Origin of the sequence: Curtobacterium sp. 22159 (assembly GCF_052045775.1) — a bacterium.
In the GTDB taxonomy this organism is placed as follows: domain Bacteria; phylum Actinomycetota; class Actinomycetes; order Actinomycetales; family Microbacteriaceae; genus Curtobacterium.
The window spans coordinates 94390-112921 of the sequence record NZ_JBQEPN010000002.1; the positions used below are offsets into that span (position 1 = coordinate 94390).

Annotated in this window: 15 protein-coding genes; 13 read left to right on the forward strand and 2 right to left on the reverse strand. The window is 72.2% G+C overall.

All coding sequences use genetic code 11. From position 1 onward, the window contains the following. The first annotated feature begins 39 nt into the window (after positions 1 to 39). The 5 genes from ACTJKO_RS02595 to ACTJKO_RS02615 all read left to right on the forward strand — a co-directional run bounded on the left by ACTJKO_RS02595 (position 40) and on the right by ACTJKO_RS02615 (position 7566). Positions 40 to 1011 carry an AAA family ATPase gene (locus ACTJKO_RS02595; protein ID WP_440685370.1) on the forward strand — a complete coding sequence of 324 codons (972 nt, stop codon included), beginning with the start codon at positions 40 to 42 and terminating at the stop codon, positions 1009 to 1011. Next, complete coding sequence (locus tag ACTJKO_RS02600; RefSeq protein ID WP_440685372.1) at positions 1008 to 2423, forward strand: DUF58 domain-containing protein; 1416 nt, start codon at positions 1008 to 1010, stop codon at positions 2421 to 2423. Before ACTJKO_RS02595 ends, ACTJKO_RS02600 begins: the two co-directional genes overlap by 4 nt. After that, the gene (locus ACTJKO_RS02605) at positions 2420 to 4906 is read left to right on the forward strand and encodes a transglutaminaseTgpA domain-containing protein (protein WP_440685375.1); all 2487 of its coding nucleotides are present in this window, start codon (positions 2420 to 2422) and stop codon (positions 4904 to 4906) included. Before ACTJKO_RS02600 ends, ACTJKO_RS02605 begins: the two co-directional genes overlap by 4 nt. Next, positions 4903 to 6717: a zinc-ribbon domain-containing protein gene (locus tag ACTJKO_RS02610; RefSeq protein ID WP_440685377.1), complete on the forward strand. Its 1815-nt coding sequence runs from the start codon at positions 4903 to 4905 to the stop codon at positions 6715 to 6717. Before ACTJKO_RS02605 ends, ACTJKO_RS02610 begins: the two co-directional genes overlap by 4 nt. A 93-nt stretch (positions 6718 to 6810) precedes the next feature. After that, positions 6811 to 7566 (forward strand): hypothetical protein, encoded by a 756-nt coding sequence (locus ACTJKO_RS02615; RefSeq protein WP_440685379.1) that lies wholly within the window; start codon positions 6811 to 6813, stop codon positions 7564 to 7566. 72 nt (positions 7567 to 7638) lie between these two features. Here the strand turns inward: ACTJKO_RS02615 and ACTJKO_RS02620 are convergent, their stop codons facing one another. Next, on the reverse strand, positions 7639 to 8631 hold the full coding sequence (locus tag ACTJKO_RS02620; RefSeq protein WP_440685381.1) for an asparaginase: 993 nt from the start codon (positions 8629 to 8631) through the stop codon (positions 7639 to 7641). A gap of 33 nt (positions 8632 to 8664) precedes the next feature. Between ACTJKO_RS02620 and ACTJKO_RS02625 the strand changes: the two genes are divergently transcribed. The 7 genes from ACTJKO_RS02625 to ispG all read left to right on the forward strand — a co-directional run bounded on the left by ACTJKO_RS02625 (position 8665) and on the right by ispG (position 15877). After that, positions 8665 to 9141 (forward strand): OsmC family protein, encoded by a 477-nt coding sequence (locus ACTJKO_RS02625; RefSeq protein WP_440685383.1) that lies wholly within the window; start codon positions 8665 to 8667, stop codon positions 9139 to 9141. A gap of 6 nt (positions 9142 to 9147) precedes the next feature. Beyond that, positions 9148 to 10119, forward strand: coding sequence for an FKBP-type peptidyl-prolyl cis-trans isomerase (locus ACTJKO_RS02630; RefSeq protein WP_440685385.1), 972 nt, complete (start codon positions 9148 to 9150; stop codon positions 10117 to 10119). 2 nt (positions 10120 to 10121) lie between these two features. Further along, a complete protein-coding gene (locus ACTJKO_RS02635; protein WP_440685387.1) occupies positions 10122 to 11207 on the forward strand; it encodes a 1-deoxy-D-xylulose-5-phosphate reductoisomerase in 1086 nt (361 codons plus the stop codon). A gap of 106 nt (positions 11208 to 11313) precedes the next feature. Then, positions 11314 to 12648, forward strand: a complete 1335-nt coding sequence (locus ACTJKO_RS02640) for a M50 family metallopeptidase (protein ID WP_440685389.1) — start codon at positions 11314 to 11316, stop codon at positions 12646 to 12648. A 34-nt stretch (positions 12649 to 12682) separates the two neighbouring features. Beyond that, positions 12683 to 14122: a purine-cytosine permease family protein gene (locus tag ACTJKO_RS02645; protein ID WP_440685391.1), complete on the forward strand. Its 1440-nt coding sequence runs from the start codon at positions 12683 to 12685 to the stop codon at positions 14120 to 14122. Then, positions 14119 to 14673, forward strand: coding sequence for a cysteine hydrolase family protein (locus ACTJKO_RS02650; RefSeq protein WP_440685393.1), 555 nt, complete (start codon positions 14119 to 14121; stop codon positions 14671 to 14673). Before ACTJKO_RS02645 ends, ACTJKO_RS02650 begins: the two co-directional genes overlap by 4 nt. Before the next feature lie 73 nt (positions 14674 to 14746). Further along, entirely contained in the window at positions 14747 to 15877 is a 1131-nt protein-coding gene (ispG, locus tag ACTJKO_RS02655; RefSeq protein WP_440685904.1) for a flavodoxin-dependent (E)-4-hydroxy-3-methylbut-2-enyl-diphosphate synthase, read from the forward strand. A 75-nt stretch (positions 15878 to 15952) separates the two neighbouring features. Here ispG and ACTJKO_RS02660 read toward each other — a convergent pair whose 3' ends face one another. Continuing rightward, complete coding sequence (locus ACTJKO_RS02660) at positions 15953 to 16693, reverse strand: flavodoxin family protein (protein ID WP_440685395.1); 741 nt, start codon at positions 16691 to 16693, stop codon at positions 15953 to 15955. A gap of 40 nt (positions 16694 to 16733) precedes the next feature. Here ACTJKO_RS02660 and ACTJKO_RS02665 point away from each other — a divergent pair, with 40 nt between their 5' ends. After that, positions 16734 to 18488 carry a proline--tRNA ligase gene (locus ACTJKO_RS02665; RefSeq protein ID WP_440685398.1) on the forward strand — a complete coding sequence of 585 codons (1755 nt, stop codon included), beginning with the start codon at positions 16734 to 16736 and terminating at the stop codon, positions 18486 to 18488. The last annotated feature ends 44 nt before the right edge of the window (positions 18489 to 18532 follow it).

Sequence of the window (18532 nt, forward strand, 5' to 3'; positions counted from 1 at the left end):
GCGACCCGTACTGACCGACGACCGAAGGAACGACACCGCATGAGCATGACCCCGGAGCAGGCCACCTGGTTCGCCGACGTCGCAGGCCGCATCGTGACCAACGTCGAGCAGGTGCTCCTCGGGAAGTCGTTCGTGATCCGGCTCGCGGTCACGGCGATGCTCAGCGAGGGACACCTCCTGCTCGACGACGTCCCCGGCACCGGAAAGACGAGTCTCGCCCGCGCGATGGCGCAGAGCGTGCAGGGCTCGACGAACCGCATCCAGTTCACGCCGGACCTGCTGCCCGGCGACATCACCGGCATCAGCGTGTACGACCAGCGGACCCAGGAGTTCGACTTCCACCGCGGCCCCGTGTTCTCGAACATCGTCCTCGCAGACGAGATCAACCGTGCCAGCCCGAAGACCCAGTCCGCGCTGCTCGAGGCGATGGAGGAGTCCGCGGTCACGGTCGACGGCGTGAACCACCGCCTCGCCGCACCGTTCATGGTCATCGCGACGCAGAACCCGGTCGAGCAGGCCGGCACGTACCGTCTGCCGGAGGCGCAGCTCGACCGGTTCCTCATGAAGGCGTCGATCGGCTACCCGGACCACGCCGCGACGGTGAAGATCCTCGAGACCTCGTCCGCACCGTCCAGCTCGGTGCCGCTGGCGAGCGTGGTGCCGGCGGCGACGATCACCGAGATGGCGACGCTCGCCCGCTCCGTGCACGTCGACCCCGTGATCGCGGACTACGTCGCCCGCCTGGTCGACGCGACGCGCTCGGCGAGCGAGGTGCGACTGGGCGTCAGTGTCCGCGGAGCCATGGGCCTCATCCGCGCGGCCCGGGTCTTCGCGGCCCTGAGCGGTCGCCATTACGTCACCCCGGACGACGTGAAGGCGCTCGCGGTCCCGGTCCTGGCGCACCGGCTGGTGCTCGACGCCGAGGCCGAGTTCGACGGCGTCAGCGCCACGAGCGTGATCGCCCAGCTGCTGGTCGAGACCCCGCCGCCGGCGGACCGAGCCGCCTCGTGACCGATCGCCGGCCCGTCTCCACGCGCTCGCGCCGCCCGTCCTCGACGCGGTCGCGTCGCGGCACGACGGCGTACGAGCGCACGGGGACGGTCGCCGGCCTCACGAACGTCCGCACCCGCCTGGTCGGTGACCGTGACGGCGTGGCGGCGGACGCGGTCGTCGGTCTCGCCCGCGCCTGGTCCACTGCCTGGAGGCTCGTCAAGCGTGGGTGGTCGGAGGTCTCGTCCGTGGTCACCGGCCTCGGCTGGACGGTCGCGGCCCTGACACTGGTCGCGTTCGTGCTCGGCTACCGGTTCGGCCTCCGTGAGGTCGTCGTGGTCGGCTTCGCGGGAGCTCTCCTCGTGCTCGTCGCCGCGGTCGCGCTCATCGGGCGTTCGCGGCTCGTGATCCGGATGCAGTTGCCGCAGCAGCGCGTCGCCGTCGGGGACCCGGCCGGCGTCGTCGTGACGGCGGAGAACCCGGCGCGGCTGCCGTCGGTCCCGACCACGGTGGAGGTCCCGGTGGGTGCCGGCCTCGTGGACGTCGCCATCCCGTCGATCGGGCCGCGCGGCGTGTTCGAGCGCGACGTCCCCGTCCCGACCGTCCGACGAGGAGTGCTCGACGTCGGTCCGGTCACCGGTGTCCGGGCCGACCCGGTCGGTCTGGTCCGGCGGGAGATCGTCTGGACGGCCCGTGAGCAGGTCATCGTGCACCCGCGGACGATCGCGATCCCCTCGACGAGCACCGGCCTGGTCCGCGACCTCGAAGGGCAGGCGACGACGGACCTCTCGCCGTCGGACATCGCGTTCCACGCCATCCGGGAGTACATGCCCGGCGACGACCCGCGCACGATCCACTGGAAGTCCACCGCGAAGTCCGGCGCCCTGATGGTGCGGCAGTTCGAGGACACCCGTCGGTCCCACCTGGTGGTCGCATTGGCGGTGTCCCGGTCGGAGTTCGCCGACGACGAGGAGTTCGAGCTGGCCGTCAGCGCGGCCGCTTCGCTCGGCACCCGTGCGATCCGCGACGGGCGCGAGGTGACGGTGGTGGTGTCCGAGCGGACGCCGGAGTTCGCCAAGCGCGCCGTGTACGCGGTGCACCCGTTGCCGACCGTCACCCCGACCCGACTCCTCGACGAGTTCGCCTCGGTGGGGCTGGCCGACGCATGCCTGCCCGTCGCCGAGGTCGCGCGCATCGTCGGCACGGACACGACCGGCATCTCGGTCGCGTTCCTGGTGGTCGGCTCGACCGTCGAGCTCCCCGCGCTGCGTCTGGCGGCGACGCGGTTCCCCGTCGGCGTCGAGGTCGTCGCGGTCATCTGCGAGCCCGAGGCCCAGCCGCGGTTCCTCCGGGTGGCCGGACTCACCGTGATGACGATCGGCTACCTCGACGACCTGCGCCACGCGCTGCACCGATCGGCGGCGGCTGCGTGAGCGCGGCGGTGAACCCGGACACCCGAGCGCGGAAGGCGGTGCGGCGCGACGCCCGCCGGGTCTCGCCCGGTCGGTTGATCGGCGCGACGCTCGTGGTGTGGCTCCTGCTGGCGGTCGCGAGCGTGGCGTGGTGGCCCGTCTACCGGGACGGATCGATGGTGGTCGCCGCGTCGACGGCGGTGGTGGTCGGCACGATCGTCGCGCTCGTCGGCACGGTGTTCCGCCTGCCGACGGCGGCGGTCGCCGTCGCGACCGTCGCGGCCTTCGCGCTGACCGGCGTCCCCGCCGCGGTCCCGGGAGAGGCGAACGGGGTCTTGCCGTCGGGGCAGGGCGTCGTGGACCTCTTCGCCGGTGTCGCCCTCGGCTGGAAGCAGCTGGTGACGATCAGCTTGCCGGTCGGTTCCTACGAGTCACTGCTCGTTCCCTACTTTGTCACGCTCCTCGTCGCCACCGTGACCGCCGTGAGTGTGGCGACCCGCGCCTCCCGTCAGGAACTCGCCAGCATCCCGGCGCTCGTCGTCTTCGCGGCCAGCGTCGTCGTCGGACCCAGCAGGTTGGACACGTCGATCGTGACGGCGGTGGCGCTGACCGGCATCGCCCTCGTGTGGGCGCTGACCGTGCGGCACGCGCGGCGCGCGGTCGCGGTGGCGACCACGATCGGGTCGAGGGTGTCCGTGGTGCGATCGGTGTTGCGGCCCGCGCTCGTCGGCACCGGGACCATCGTCGCCGCGGCGGTGGTCGCCACCGGACTCGGTCTCGTGGCGCCGCCGTCGACGGGCCGCACGGTCGCGCGCACCGACGTCGTCAAGCCGTTCGATCCGCGCGACTACGTCAGCCCGCTCAGCGGCTTCCGCGCGTACGAGGAACAGACCGAAGCGGACACGGCGCAACTGCGGGTCACCGGGTTGCCGCGGAACGGCTTCGTGCGGATCGCGACGCTCGACACGTACGACGGCGTCGTCTACCGAGTCGGCGGCTCCGACGGTGCCACCGCCTCCGGGACCTTCGAACGGGTGCCGACCTCCGTCGACGTCCGCGGCGTCCGGGGGAGCACGGTCCACGTCGGCGTCACGGTGGACGGCTACAGCGGTGTCTGGCTGCCGACCGTCGGCGACCTCGAACGCGTCCGCTTCACCGGATCGGACGCCGAGAAGGAGCGGGGCGCGTTCTTCTACAACGGATCGACCGGCACCGGCGCGGTCGTCGGCGGTGTCGGCGACGGGACCCGGTACGACCTGACCGCGGTGCTGCCGGACCAGCCGACGGACGAGCAGCTCGCCGCCGCGCGCCCGGGCAGCGCCTCCGTGCCGGCGCCGCGCTCGGTGCCCGACGCCGTGCGGGACACCGTGGATGCGTACACCGCCGATGCGGAGACGGACGGTGCCAAGCTCGTCGCGATGGTGCAGGCCCTGAAGCGCAACGGGTACGTCAGCCACGGGGTCGGCGACGACCGCGCGAGCCGCTCCGGGCACGGCGCCGACCGCATCCAGGAACTCCTGACGTCCCCGCTCATGATCGGCGACCAGGAACAGTACGCGGCCGCGGCGGCCCTGATGGCGAACCAGCTGGGCTTCCCGGCGCGCGTCGTCATGGGCTTCACCGCGGGCGGCGATGCCGGCGGGAAGGCCGGCACGGGATCGACCTCCGGCGGGACGACGACGTTCCGCGGCTCGGACGTCACCGCCCGCGTCGAGGTCGACACGGCGCAGTGGGGGTGGGTCATGCTCGACCCGAACCCGGCGGTCCGCGAGATCCCGGACGAGCAGCAGCAGACCCCGAAGCCCGTCACACGTCCGGAGACGGTCGTGCCGCCGCCTCCCGCCGAGCAGCAGGACCGGTCGCAGCAGGCACCCCCGCAGAGCGACCGGAACACCCCGCCCGTGCAACCCCTCTGGCTGCAGATCCTGCTCGCCGCCCTGCCGTGGGTGCTCGCGACGCTCGGCTTCGTCGCGCTCGTGCTCCTGCCGTTCGGGGTGATCGTGCTGCTCAAGCGGATCCGGCGTCGGCGACGGCGGCGGGCTCCGACACCGCGGGCGCGCATCGTGGGGGCATGGGACGAGTACCGCGACGCGCTCGTCGACCGCGGACACGTCGTCGACCGTGCGGCCACCCGGCGCGAAGCCGTCGTCGGGGCTCCCGGCGAGGGCGGGACGGGGCTGGCGGCACTCGCCGACCGCTCCGTGTTCGGACCGAGTGAAGCGGACGCGACGACGGCGGACCGGATGTGGTCGGCGACGGACGACGCGATCTCGAGCCTGCGGGTCGGGCGGACGCGGAAGGAGCGGATCCGCGCCGCGGTGTCCTTGCGGTCACTGCGGATCCGCGAGGTGTCGCGGGCTGCGAGCGCGTCGGTGGCGTCCGTCGTCGAGCGGCGAACACGGCGTTCCGACGGCGGACAGGGTGGAGCTGGCGCGCGAGACTACGATGGCGTGCAGGCCGGCGAGCGTCGTGGACGGCTGAGTGAGGACAGGCGGAACACGTGATCAGATGCGAACACTGCGGATCGATGCTCCCGGACGGAGCGATCTTCTGCGGTGAGTGCGGACGTGCCGTGACCGCTGCGGCCAGTCGACGCCCGGTCGCTCCGACGCCGGTGGAGCAGGCCCCGCCGCCGCCCCTGCAGCAGCCGGACGTCCACGGCAGACGGCAGGACCCCGCGGCCGAGGCCTGGTTGCCCGAGGCGACGCTCGACCCGGCGACCCGCGCGTGGCTGACCGGCGCGGACCGGCACGAGGAGGAACCACCGGCGCCCGTCCACGTGCAGCGGCCGGACGCCTACCCGCCCCGCAGCGCGCCGACCCACGTGCACGGAGCCGGGTCCGGGCTCGGAGACTGGTCGGGCCAGCAGCACCCCTCGGATGCGGAGCAGCCCGTCGCCGCGGCGCAGCCCGTCGAACCGCCACTCGACCCGAACGCGTACCCGTCCGTCGCCGACGACGGGGAGGACCCGGAGGCCACCCGCATCGCTGAGCGCCCCGGCTCTGCCGTGACGCCCGACCCCGCCGCGCCGTCGGCCGCCGAGCCGGTCTGGGCACCGCCCGCGGAACAGCCTCCCGCGGCCGCGCCGGCAGGCCCCTCGTGGTGGGTCGGTCGCTCGAACGCGTCCGAGGCGAGCGCCGCGCAGCCTGATGAGCGCCCGGCGGCAGAGCGCACGGACGCGACGGCCGCGCAGCCGGGAGTGCACGACGAGCAGGACCGGACCGAGAGCGCTCGGGCCGAGATCGCACCGCCGCAACCCGGAGACACCGCCGTGGTGGAACCCCTGGTGGACCGTCGTCCGCGCCCGGCGCCGCTCGTGACACCGGGGTCGCAGGCGACGACGTGCCACGTCTGCGGGCACCAGCTCGAGCCCGACGACATCTTCTGTGCGGAGTGCGGTGCCGTGCGGCCTGCCGTGACCGCCGCCTTCACCGGACAGATCGTGCCGCTGCCGGTGGTGCGCCCGGACTGGGCCGCTGACGGCTCGGACGATGAAGACGCCGAAGGCGCGGACGCGAACGACGCCGGGGGAGCGCACGCGGAAGACGTCGAGGATGCCGCTGCCCCCGGCGCAGCCGACGAGGGCGGTACCGCCGAGTCCGCACTCGCCGAGGAGGAGCCGGCCCCAGCGGAGCGTGACCCGCTGCCCGCATGGCTCGACGGCGGCGGCGACCGGCAGCCCGAGGAGAGCACGCCCCGGGCACCGCTCCGCCCCAGGGGTGCGCACGCGGCTCCGGGCGCGGAGCGCACCGACGACGTCCCGCCGTCCGTCCCGCCCATGCCCGGCTCGGCGACGCTGCCGTCGTCGGCTCCGGCGCCGACGGACACGGCGACGTTCCGGGTGCCCTCGGCCGCCCCGCTGCCGCCGCTGCCCGGTGCGACTGGTCCGGTGGTGCCGGCGTCGAGCGCCGAGGGTGCACCGACGAGCGCGGACGACGACCTCGAGGACGACGTCGACGAGACCCGGATCGTGTCGAAGACCCCGACCCAGGCACCGTTCGTCCTGCACTTCAGCACGGGCGAACGGTTCGGTGTGCACGGCACGGGGCTCGTCGGGCGCCTCCCGCGGCCGCAGCCCGGAGAACGGTTCGACGACCTGCTGACCGTGCACGACCCCGGGAAGTCGGTGTCGAAGACCCACCTCGAGCTCGGCCGCGACGGCGACGACCTCTGGGTCTCGGACCGGTTCTCGGGCAACGGCACGGTCATCCGGCACATCGACGGGTCGATCCGGCGGTGCGAACCCGGACGGCGGTACCGGGTGGAGCGCGGTGCACGCGTCGACATCGGGGAGCAGTTCTTCCTGGTGCAGTGACCCTGCCCCTCCACAAGCGGCCGCTCCGGTCGGCGTTCCACAGAGCTCGGCGCTCGTGCGCAGCGCGACGGGCCGTGGTGCTGTGCTGGGACCATGACCCCGTTCACCGCCCGGTGCTGCCTCGTCGGGACGGCGATCGTGCTCCTCGGAGCGGGCATCGGGGCACCGCTGGCGGACGTCGCGCGCGCCGTGGTGATCGGCGCAGCGGGGGCCTGCGCGGTACTCGACCGACTGCTCGTCCGCGCGGTGCGCACACCTCACCCTGCTGGCGACGAGGCGGCTGACGACGAGGCGGCTGACGCCGAGGCGGCAGTCGGGCCGGCCGACGTCCGCGTCGTCCCCGGCCGGACGTCACGCAGCGACGACTCCCCACCGACCGCAGCCCGCACACAGGCCGACGCGCACGACGTGCGGGTGGCGCCGGTCGTCCTCGGCACCGCCCAGGACGGGTCCGTGCTCACGCTGCACGGGGGCACACCCGAGCACGTCGTCGTCGCCGGAGGCGGGGTCCTGGCGCTGGCCGTCTTCCGAGCCGTGGCCGCCCAGGTCCGTGCCGCCGCCGTCGCCTCGCGGGCCACGGTCCGGATCGCCGCCGCTCCCGACCTCCGACCGGCGCTCACGTCGGGGGACGAGCCCTGTCCGGTGCTCCCGGACGGCACGGCGGCACTCGTGACGGATCCGGTGCGCGGCGACTGCCGGACGAGCATCGTCTTCGTGTCCGATCCCGGTCGGTGGCCACGGCGGTGGGACGTCGCCGTCGAGGTCACCCGCTACGGCTGCACCGTCCGTCGCTCCGGCGAGGACCGCGGGCGACCGGTGTCCCCGGTGCTCCCGCGGCTCATGGCGTGACCGACGGCTCGGCGCGGGCTGGCGACCGCTCAGCGGAGGCCTGCGACGGCACAGCGCGAGGCTGGCTATCGCTCAGCGCAGGCCGGCACCCGCGCGGAGCGACCCGACGGGCACGCCGCCGCCGAGGACCTGCTCGCCCGTGGCGGCCATGACGTCGGCGACGCCGGCAGCATCGACGATGCCGTTCCGCTCGAGCAGCGTCAGCGCGGCGAGGGTCCCGGCACGCTGGGAGCCGTCGAGGGTCTTCACCGCGACGGCCGCCCCGCCCGGGAGCCCCATCACCATGACGCCCTCGGCACCGAGCTTGGCGAGCACCCGGAGCCGCTCGATCGTGACGGTGTTCGCACGTCCGATGCCGTCGATGGCCCACGGGTGGTCGAGCACCGCGTCGGTGAGCGCTGCCGTGTCCGCGTCGGATCGCGCGACGACCCCGGCGAACCCTCGGGCGAGACCGGCGAGGGTGAGCGGGAACACCGGAGCACCGCAGCCGTCGGTGCCGACGAGGTCGACGGTCTCGTGCGTGAACTCCTCGACCGTCGCGCGGACCTGCTGCTGGAGGGGGTGGGTGACCTCGAGGTAGGTGTCCTCGTCCCACCCGTTGACGCGGCAGGCGGCGAGCATGCCGGCGTGCTTGCCGGAGCAGTTCATCGCGAGTCGCCGGGGTTCGGTCATCGTGCGGGCGGTGGCCCGGTCGAAGGGCATGTCCGGCGGGCAGCCCAGGTCCGCCTCGACGTGGTCGAACGACTCGAGCATGTGGAGCGCGAGCGCCTGGTGGGCAGCGGTGCCGGCGTGGCTCGCGGTGCTGAGCACGAGCTCCTCGTCCGAGAAGACCGCTCCGGCCCGGCGGACCGCGAGCGCCTGGAACGGCTTCATGGTCGAGCGCGGGTACACGCTCGCCTGCACGTCGCCGACGGCGTCGATCACGGTCCCGTCCGCGGCGACGACGACTCCGGCGCCGACGTGACGGCTCTCGTCGAAGCCGTTGCGGTCGATGACCGCCAGTTCGACCGACCCGTCGGCGGTGAGAGGATGGCGATCAGTGCGGACGTCGGAGCTCACCGTCATGCCGCAATCGTACCGAGCCGGAGGAGCCCCACCGTGAACGACCACGCGTACGAGGTCGCCGTCCGTTGGACCGGCGACCGCGGCACCGGGACGAGCGGCTACCGCGACTACGGTCGCGACCACGACGTGCTCGCTGCGGGCAAGGCGGACATCGCCGGCTCGGCCGACCCGACGTTCCGCGGCGACCGCGACCGGTGGAACCCCGAGGAGCTCGTCCTCGCGGCCCTCGCGCAGTGCCACATGCTGAGCTACCTGCACGTGGCGGTCACGCAGGGCTTCACGGTCGTCGACTACGAGGACCGTGCGACGGCGAGCCTGGAGGTGCACCGGGACGGCTCCGGCGAGCTCACCGAGGCGACCCTGCACCCGGTCGTGACGATCCTCGAGGCCGACCGGGTCGCCGACGCCGAGGCTGCGCACGCGGTGGCGAACAGCCTCTGCTTCATCGCCCGCTCGGTGTCGTTCCCGGTCCACCACGTCCCGCACACCAAGGTGCGTGCGGCAGACTAGGTCCTCGTGAAGCGTCTGCGTCTCCTCCCGATCGCCCTCGTCCCCGTCGTCGTGCTGGGACTCGCCGCGTGCTCCGGCTCCGGGTCGAGCAACTCGTCCGCCACCCCGAGCGCCTCGTCGAGCGCGTCGGCCGCGGCGATCACGTCCTGCCCGGACCCGGGTGCGGCGTCGAAGGCGGTCAAGGTGTCGGGTGCGTTCGGCGGCACCACCGCTCCGACGGTGGAGTTCAAGGCCGGGCTGTCGGCGAAGAAGCCGCAGGCGAGCACCGTCATCCACGGCACGGGCAAGTCGCTCGGGGAAGGCGACTACGTCCAGGTCTCCTACAGCGTCTACGAGGCGAAGGACGCGAAGAAGCTCGGCACGGTCGGCTTCGACCAGGGCAACCCGCAGGTCCTCTCGGTCGGTGGTTCCGGCTTCGGTGCACTGCTCGCGTGCGCGAAGGTGGGGGACCGGGTGACCGCCGTGGGGCAGTCCTCCGCGCTCGGCTTCAACACGGGCGGCGAGATCGTCGTCGTCGCCGACGTCGTCGCCCAGACGCCGACCAAGGCCTCCGGTACCCCGCAGCCCCAGGACCCGAAGCTCCCGACGGTCGAGGACAAGGCTGACGGCGAGCCGGAGATCACGATCCCGAAGGGCGTCGCGGCTCCGACGAAGACCACCCCCGAGGTCATCAAGCAGGGTGACGGCGCGGCGATCGCGGACGGTGACACCGCGCTCGTGCAGTACAAGGGCGTCGTCTACGACACCGGCAAGGAGTTCGACTCGTCGTGGTCGAAGGGCGCCCCGACGACCTTCACGATCTCCGAGGGCTCGCTCATCAAGGGCTTCGTCACGGGGCTCGTCGGCCAGAAGGTCGGCTCGCAGGTCCTCATCGTCGTCACGCCGGAGGACGGCTACGGCGCGAACCCGCAGGAAGGGTCCGGCATCCCGAAGAACGCCACGCTGGTGTTCGTCGTCGACATCCTCGCCAAGGGCTGATCGTGACGGCCAGGCGCCGCATCGTCGTCCTCGGCAGCACCGGCTCGATCGGCACGCAGGCGCTCGACGTCATCGCCCGGAACCCGGACCGCTTCGAGGTCGTCGGCCTCACCGCGGGCAGCAACCGGGACCTCGTCGCCGAGCAGGCCGAGCGGTTCGGGGTCCGCGAGACCGCGTTCGGCGCCGCGGACGCCGAACGTCTCGTCCGCACCGTGGCGGCGGACGTCGTGCTGAACGGCATCACCGGCTCGGTGGGCCTCGGTCCGACCCTCGCCACGCTCGAGTCCGGCGCGACCCTGGCACTGGCCAACAAGGAGAGCCTCATCGTCGGCGGCCCCCTCGTGCAGGCCGCGGCGGCTCCCGGGCAGATCGTCCCGGTGGACAGCGAGCACTCCGCCATCGCACAGGCGCTCCGATCCGGATCCGCCACCGAGGTGCGCCGCCTCGTCCTCACCGCCAGCGGTGGCCCGTTCCGCGGACGCACCCGAGCCGAACTCGCCGACGTCACGCCCGCGCAGGCGTTGGCGCACCCGACGTGGGACATGGGCCTCGTCGTGACGACGAACTCGGCGACGCTCGTCAACAAGGGGCTCGAGGTGATCGAGGCGCACCTGCTGTTCGGCGTCCCCTACGACCGGATCGCCGTGACCGTGCACGCGCAGTCGATCGTGCACTCGATGGTCGAGTTCGTCGACGGGTCGACCATCGCCCAGGCGTCCCCGCCGGACATGCGGCTGCCGATCGCGCTCGGCCTCGGCTGGCCGGACCGTGTCCCGGGCGTCGGTGTGCCGCTCGACTGGACGACGGCGAGCACGTGGACCTTCGAGCCCCTCGACGACGCCGCCTTCGGCGCGGTCGCGCTGGCGAAGCGTGTGGGGCAGCTCGGCGGTACGTACCCGGCGGTCTTCAACGCGGCCAACGAGCAGGCCGTCGCCGCCTTCCACGCCGGGGCGATCGGCTTCCTCGACATCGTCGACACCGTCGAGCGTGTCGTCGACGAGCACGCGCCGGGGGAGCCCTCCCTCGAGGGTGTGCTGGCAGCGGAGCGCTGGGCGCGCGCCGCGGCGGACCGAACGCTGTCCCGCTGAGCCGGGTCGCGCCTCCAGGCCGGTAGCCGGGACCCGACTGGAGGCGCGGTGCACCTCCCAGGGTGCGCTCGGCTCGGTCATGGGGAGCGTCCCGTACCCTTTCCCGGTGACCGTCGAATCCGTCCTGCTCTTCGTCCTCGGCGTGGTCGTCTTCATCATCGGCCTGCTGGTCTCGATCGGACTCCACGAGCTGGGCCACCTGTCCTTCGCGAAGCTGTTCAACGTGAAGGTGACGCAGTACTCGCTGGGGTTCGGCAAGGCGATGTGGTCCTTCACCCGGGGTGAGACCGAGTACGGCATCCGACCGATCCTGCTCGGCGGCTACATCTCGATGGTCGGCATGCTCAAGCCGCGGGCATCAGGGCGGCCGAACGCCATCACGAACACGGGCATGTACGGCGCGTTCGTGCAGGACGCGCGGCAGGCGAGTGCCGAGCAGATCGCGGACTCGGGCGGCGACGACTCGCGGGCGTTCTACCGACTGACCCCGTGGAAGCGGATCATCGTGATGGTCGCCGGTCCGGCGATGAACCTCGTGATCGGCATCGTGCTGTTCGGCGTGCTGCTCGTCGGCTTCGGCGCACCCACGACGACCTTCACGTCGAGCGTCGCGTGCGTGCTCCCGACGAGCCAGGCGACCACCTGCACCTCGGGGGACGCGGTGTCGCCGGCGAAGGCGGCGGGCATCCGTCCGGGCGACGTGGTCCGGTCGGTGAACGGCGAGCAGGACCCGTCCATCGCCGAGGTGTCCGCGGTGTTCCAGCGTTCGGCGGGCAAGGACGTGACCGTGGTGGTGTCCCGCGACGGCGCGGAGAAGACGCTCCACATCACGCCGGTCACCGCCACCCGTGACGTCTACCGGGCCGACGGCTCGGTCGCGAAGAACGCCGACGGCACCACGAAGACGCAGCAGGTCGGCGTCGTCGGCGTCAGCATCGGGCAGTCGCTGGTCCGTCAGTCGCCCGCCGCGGTGCTGCCGGCGACCGGCGCGCAGATCTCCGCGTCCGCCCACCTCATCATCGACCTGCCGCAGCGGCTCGTCGCGGTGTGGAACGCGGCCTTCGGGACGCAGCAGCGGTCGCAGGACAGCCCCGTGTCCGTCGTCGGTGTCGGCCGCGCGATCGGCGAGGTCTCGTCGATGAGCGGTGTCCCGGTGGTCGACAAGGCGTACACGATCCTCGGGCTGCTGGCGTCCCTCAACATCGGTCTGTTCGTGCTCAACATGGTGCCGCTCCTGCCGCTCGACGGCGGTCACATCGCCGGGGCGATCTGGGAGGCGGTGAAGCGTCGGTCGTTCAAGCTCGTCGGCAAGGCGGACCCGGGGCCGATCGACCTCGCGAAGACGATGCCGCTCACCATGGTCGTGGTGGTGCTCCTGGCGGGCATGAGCGCGCTGCTCATCTACGCCGACATCGTGCGGCCCGTGAACCTGTTCGGGTAGCGCCCACGTCCGGGCCGGGCACTACGCTCTCGTCATGAGCACAGCGCCCGAGGTCCGCGCCGTCGAGCGGCAGGGCATCGACGTCATCGCCGAGTCCGACCGGAAGGGCCGACCCCCGGGGCTGTTCTGGCCGTGGTTCGCCGCGAACATCTCCGTCCTCGGCCTGAGCTACGGGTCGTTCGTCATCGGGTTCGGCATCTCGTTCTGGCAGGCGACGATCGTCTCGGTGATCGGCGTCGCGTTCTCCTTCCTGCTCTGCGGCATCGTCGCGATCGCCGGCAAGCGGGGGTCGGCGCCGACCATGGTGCTCAGCCGGGCGGCGTTCGGTGTCCGGGGCAACCGGCTGCCGTCGTTCCTCAGCTGGATCCTCACGGTCGGGTGGGAGACGTCGCTCGCCGCCCTCGCCGTCCTCGCGACATCGACGGTGTTCCGTGAGCTCGGCTGGGACGACGGCGTCCTGACGAAGCTCGTCGCGCTCGTGGTCGTGGCGGCGCTCGTCATCGGCGCCGGGGTCGCGGGCTTCGACGTGATCATGCGGTTGCAGACCTGGATCACGGTCGTCACCGGGGCCCTCACGATCGTGTACGTCGTGCTCGCGGCGCCCTCGATCGACCTCGGCGCGATCGCGGCGTTGCCGACCGGCAGTGCGCAGAACGTCGTCGGCGCCCTCGTGCTCGTGATGACCGGGTTCGGCCTCGGCTGGGTGAACGCCGCCGCCGACTACTCGCGCTACCTCCCGCGGTCGGCCTCGACCGGCGGCGTCGTGTGGTGGACCACGTTCGGCGGGGCCCTCGCCCCGGCCATCCTCGTCGTGGTCGGCGTCCTGCTCGCCGGCTCGTCGAAGGACCTCAGCGCCGCGATCGCCGCCGACCCGATCGGTGCGCTCACCACCGTCCTCCCGGTGTGGTTCCTCATCCCGTTCGCGCTCGTCGCGATCCTCGGGCTGGTCGGCGGCGCCGTGCTCGACATCTACTCCTCCGGGCTCGCCCTGCTGAGCGCCGGGGTCCGGATCCCGCGACCGGTCGCGGCGGGCGTGGACGGCGTGTTCATGATCGCCGGTGCGGTGTACGTGGTGTTCTTCGCGAAGGACTTCCTCGCGCCGTTCCAGGCGTTCCTCATCACGCTCGGCGTCCCCATCGCGGCGTGGGCCGGCGTGTTCGTCGCCGACGTGGTCCTCCGACGTGCGGAGTACGCCGAGGCCGAGCTCGACGACCGACGCGGGCGGTACGGTGACGTCCGCTGGGGTGCGATCGCCCTGGTCGTGGTCGGAACGGGCCTCGGGTGGGGCCTGGTGACGCTGTCGTCGCCGTCGTGGTTGTCCTGGCAGGGGTACCTCCTCGGACCGCTCGGACTGGGTGGACGCGACGGCGCCTGGGCGTACGCGAACCTCGGCGTCCTGGTCGCACTCGTCGTCGGGTTCCTCGGCACACTGCTCGCGGCCCGTGGGGCGGTCCGCCGGCAGGAGCGGGCATGACCGCGCTGGACGGGGTCGACGTCCCCGAGGACGCCTGGCTCGTCGTCGTCGACATGCAGGAGGTCTTCACCGGTGAGAGCCCGTGGGCGACGCCCCGGTTCGACCACGCCACCGTCGGGATCGAGCGTCTGCTCCCGCGGTTCACCGGCCGGACCGTCTTCACACGGTTCGTCGCACCGGAACGCCCGCAGGGCTCGTGGGTGCCGTACTACCGCGAGTGGTCCTTCGCGACGGCCCCGGCCACGGACCCGATGTGGGAGCTCACCGAGCCGTTCCGGACGGCCGCCGCGGACCGTGGCGACCCCGTCGTCACCGAGCCGACCTTCGGCAAGTGGGGGACGAGCCTCCAGTCCGTCACGGGTGACCATCCGCACCTCGTCCTCACCGGTGTCTCCACCGACTGCTGCGTGCTCTCGACCGCCCTCGCGGCGGCGGACGCCGGCGCGACGGTGACCGTCGTGGCCGAGGCCTGTGCGGGCGCGAGCGACGAGGACCACGAGCGGGCCCTCGCGGCGATGCGGCTCTACGCCCCGCTGATCACCGTCGTCTGAGCGCTTCCCGCCGATCAGGGACGCGACCGCCTGAGCGCGTAGAGTGCACCTCGTGCCTGCAGTGAACCTCGGTCTGCCGAAAGTCCCCGAAACCCTCGCCCCGCGCCGCAAGTCCCGGCAGATCCGGGTCGGCAAGGTGCTCGTGGGTGGCGACGCGCCGGTGTCGGTCCAGTCGATGACCACGACGCCGACGACGAACATCAACGCCACGCTGCAGCAGATCGCCGAGCTCACGGCGTCCGGCTGCGACATCGTCCGTGTCGCCGTGCCGAGCCAGGACGACGCCGACGCGCTGCCGATCATCGCGAAGAAGTCGCAGATCCCGGTCATCGCGGACATCCACTTCCAGCCGAAGTACGTGTTCCAGGCCATCGACGCCGGGTGCGCCGCGGTCCGTGTGAACCCGGGCAACATCCGCAAGTTCGACGACCAGGTCGGCGCGATCGCGAAGGCCGCGAAGGACGCCGGCGTCTCCCTGCGCATCGGCGTGAACGCGGGCTCGCTCGAGCCGAGCCTGCTGCAGAAGTACGGCAAGGCCACGCCCGAAGCGCTCGTCGAGTCGGCGATATGGGAGGCGAGCCTCTTCGAGGAGCACGACTTCCACGACTTCAAGATCTCCGTGAAGCACAACGACCCGATCGTCATGGTGAAGGCGTACCGGCAGCTGGCCGCGGCGGGTGACTGGCCGCTGCACCTCGGCGTGACCGAGGCCGGGCCGGAGTTCCAGGGCACGATCAAGAGCGCCACGGCGTTCGGCATCCTGCTCGCCGAGGGGATCGGTGACACCATCCGGGTGTCGCTCTCCGCGCCGCCCGCACAGGAGGTGAAGGTCGGCCTGCAGATCCTGCAGTCGCTGAACCTCCGCGAACGGAAGCTCGAGATCGTCTCCTGCCCGAGCTGCGGGCGTGCGCAGGTCGACGTCTACCAGCTCGCGAACGACGTGACGAAGGGGCTCGAGGGCATGACCGTCCCGCTCCGCGTGGCCGTGATGGGCTGCGTCGTCAACGGTCCCGGTGAAGCGCGTGAGGCGGACCTCGGCGTGGCGTCCGGCAACGGCAAGGGCCAGATCTTCGTCAAGGGCAAGGTGATCAAGACGGTGCCGGAGGGCGAGATCGTGGAGACCCTCATCGCCGAGGCGAACCGCATCGCCGACGAGATGGGCCCCGCGGCGGCGACCGGCAAGCCCGAGGTCGTCACCGCCTGATCGACCGTGGCGACCGGGCACGCGGCGCGCTGCCACGTGCCCGGTCGTCCTCGTCCGGGACGTCCCCGCGATCGCTCAGCGGTACTCGGGGTTGGGGTGCGCCCGGTCCGCGCCGAACCGCTCGCCGCCGTCCCACAGCGCTCGCTGGTTGCCGTGCGCCGGGTACCCGCCGGCGTCGCGGAGGAGCCTGGCCATGTGCAGGAGGTTCCACGTCATGAAGGTGGTGTTCCGGTTCGTGAAGTCGTTCTCGGGTCCACCGGAGCCCGGATCGAGGTAGCTCGGGCCGGGGCCGACCTCGCCGATCCAGCCGGCGTCCGCAGCGGGCGGGATGACGTACCCGATGTGCTGCAGGCTGTACAGCGTCGACATCGCGGCGTGCTTCACCCCGTCCTCGTTGCCGGTGATGAGCGTGCCGGCGGTCTTGCCGTAGAAGACGTACTGGCCCGAGGTGTTCAGCAGGCCGCTCATCGCGTAGAGCCGCTCGATGAAGGTGCGGGTGACGGAGGCGTTCTCGCCGAGCCAGAGCGGGCCGCCGACCACGAGCACGTCGGCGTCACGCACGAGGGGCCAGATCGTGTCCGGCCATTCGTCGGCGGCCCAGCCGTGCTGTCGCATGTCCGGGTACACACCGGTCGCGACGTCGTGGTCGATGAGCCGGACGCTGTCGACCGTCACGCCCTGGTCGCGCATGATCGCGATGCTCCGGTCCATGAGCCCCTGGGTGTGGCTCGGCTCGGGTGAGCGCTTGAGAGTGCAGTTGACGTACAGGGCACGCAGGTCGTCGTACCGTGCAGGGGGAGTGGGGGTGCGTTCCATGCCGAACCGTTCGGAGCGCGGGCGCCGCTAGGCTTGGCGCGTGGTCACACGGCTTTCGCATCTGTTCCTCCGTACGCTCCGCGACGACCCCTCCGACGCCGAGGTGACGAGCCACAAGCTGCTCGTCCGTGCCGGGTACGTCCGTCGCCAGTCCCCGGGGATCTTCGCGTGGCTGCCGCTCGGCCTCCGCGTGCGCGCGAAGATCGAGGGGATCATCCGCGAGGAGATGGTCGCTGCCGGCGCACAGGAGGTCCTGCTGCCCGCGCTGCTCCCGCGCGAACCGTACGAGGCCACGAACCGCTGGACCGAGTACGGCGACGGCATGTTCCGCCTGCAGGACCGCAAGGGTGCCGACTACCTGCTCGCCCCGACCCACGAAGAGATGTTCGCCCTCCTCGTGAAGGACCTGTACGGCTCCTACAAGGACCTCCCGGTGACGCTGTTCCAGATCCAGGACAAGTACCGCGACGAGGCCCGTCCCCGCGCCGGCCTCCTGCGCGGCCGCGAGTTCACGATGAAGGACGCGTACTCGTTCGACCTCACCGACGAGGGGCTCGAACGCAGCTACCAGGTCATGCGTGACGCGTACGAGAAGATCTTCACCCGGCTCGGTCTCGAGTACGTGATCGTCAAGGCGGACGCCGGTGCGATGGGCGGCTCGAAGTCCGAGGAGTTCCTGCACCCGATCGCGGTCGGCGAGGACACTTTCGTCCGCAGTGCCGGCGGCTACGCGGCGAACGTCGAGGCGTACGTCACGCCGGTCCCGGACGCGCTCCCGATCGAGGGGCAGCCCGAACCCGTCCGCCTGCCCGCGGCGGACACCCCGACGATCGAGTCGCTCGTCGCACACGCCAACGAGGTCGCCCCGCGCGAGGGTGCCCCGTGGACGGCCGCCGACACGCTCAAGAACGTCGTGCTCGCCCTGACGCACCTCGACGGCACGCGCGAGGTCGTCGTCGTCGGGCTGCCCGGTGACCGCGAGGTCGACATGAAGCGCGCCGAGGTCGCCTTCGCCCCGGCCGAGGTCGAAGCGGCGGGCGACGACGACTTCAAGAAGCACCCCGGGGTGTTCGTGAAGGGCTACATCGGCCCGCAGGTCCTGGGCAGCGACAGCCCCTCGGGCATCCGCTACTTCGTCGATCCCCGTGTCGTCGACGGCAGCGCGTGGATCACGGGCGCGAACGAGCGCGGCGTGCACGTCTCCGGACTCGTCATGGGGCGCGACTTCACCGCCGACGGCGTGGCCGAGGTGTCCGACGTCCGCGCCGGCGACCCCGCGCCCGACGGCTCCGGCCCGCTCGAGACCGCACGCGGCATGGAGATCGGTCACGTCTTCCAGCTGGGCCGGAAGTACGCCGAGGCGCTCGACCTCCGGGTGCAGGACGAGAACGGCAAGCTCGCCACGGTGACGATGGGCTCGTACGGCATCGGTGTGACGCGGATCCTCGCGATCCTCGCCGAGGCGCACAACGACGACAAGGGCTTGGCCTGGCCGAAGAACGTCGCGCCCTTCGACGTGCACGTGGTGGCCACCGGCAAGGACCAGGTCGCCTACGAGCTCGCGACGGACATCGTGGCGCGGCTCGAGGACGAGCGGTTCGAGGTCGTGTACGACGACCGTCCGAAGGTCTCGCCGGGCGTCAAGCTGCGCGACGCCGAGCTGCTCGGCATGCCGATCGTCGTCGTCGCCGGCCGCGGCGCCACCGACGGCGTCGTCGAGCTGTGGAACCGCGCCACGGGCGAGCGCAGCGACGTGCCGGTCGCGGAGCTGCTCGACGCGGTCCGCGCGATCTAGCGGGTCGCGTCCTGGACGCATCCACGTGACGGACTGGAGGCGCG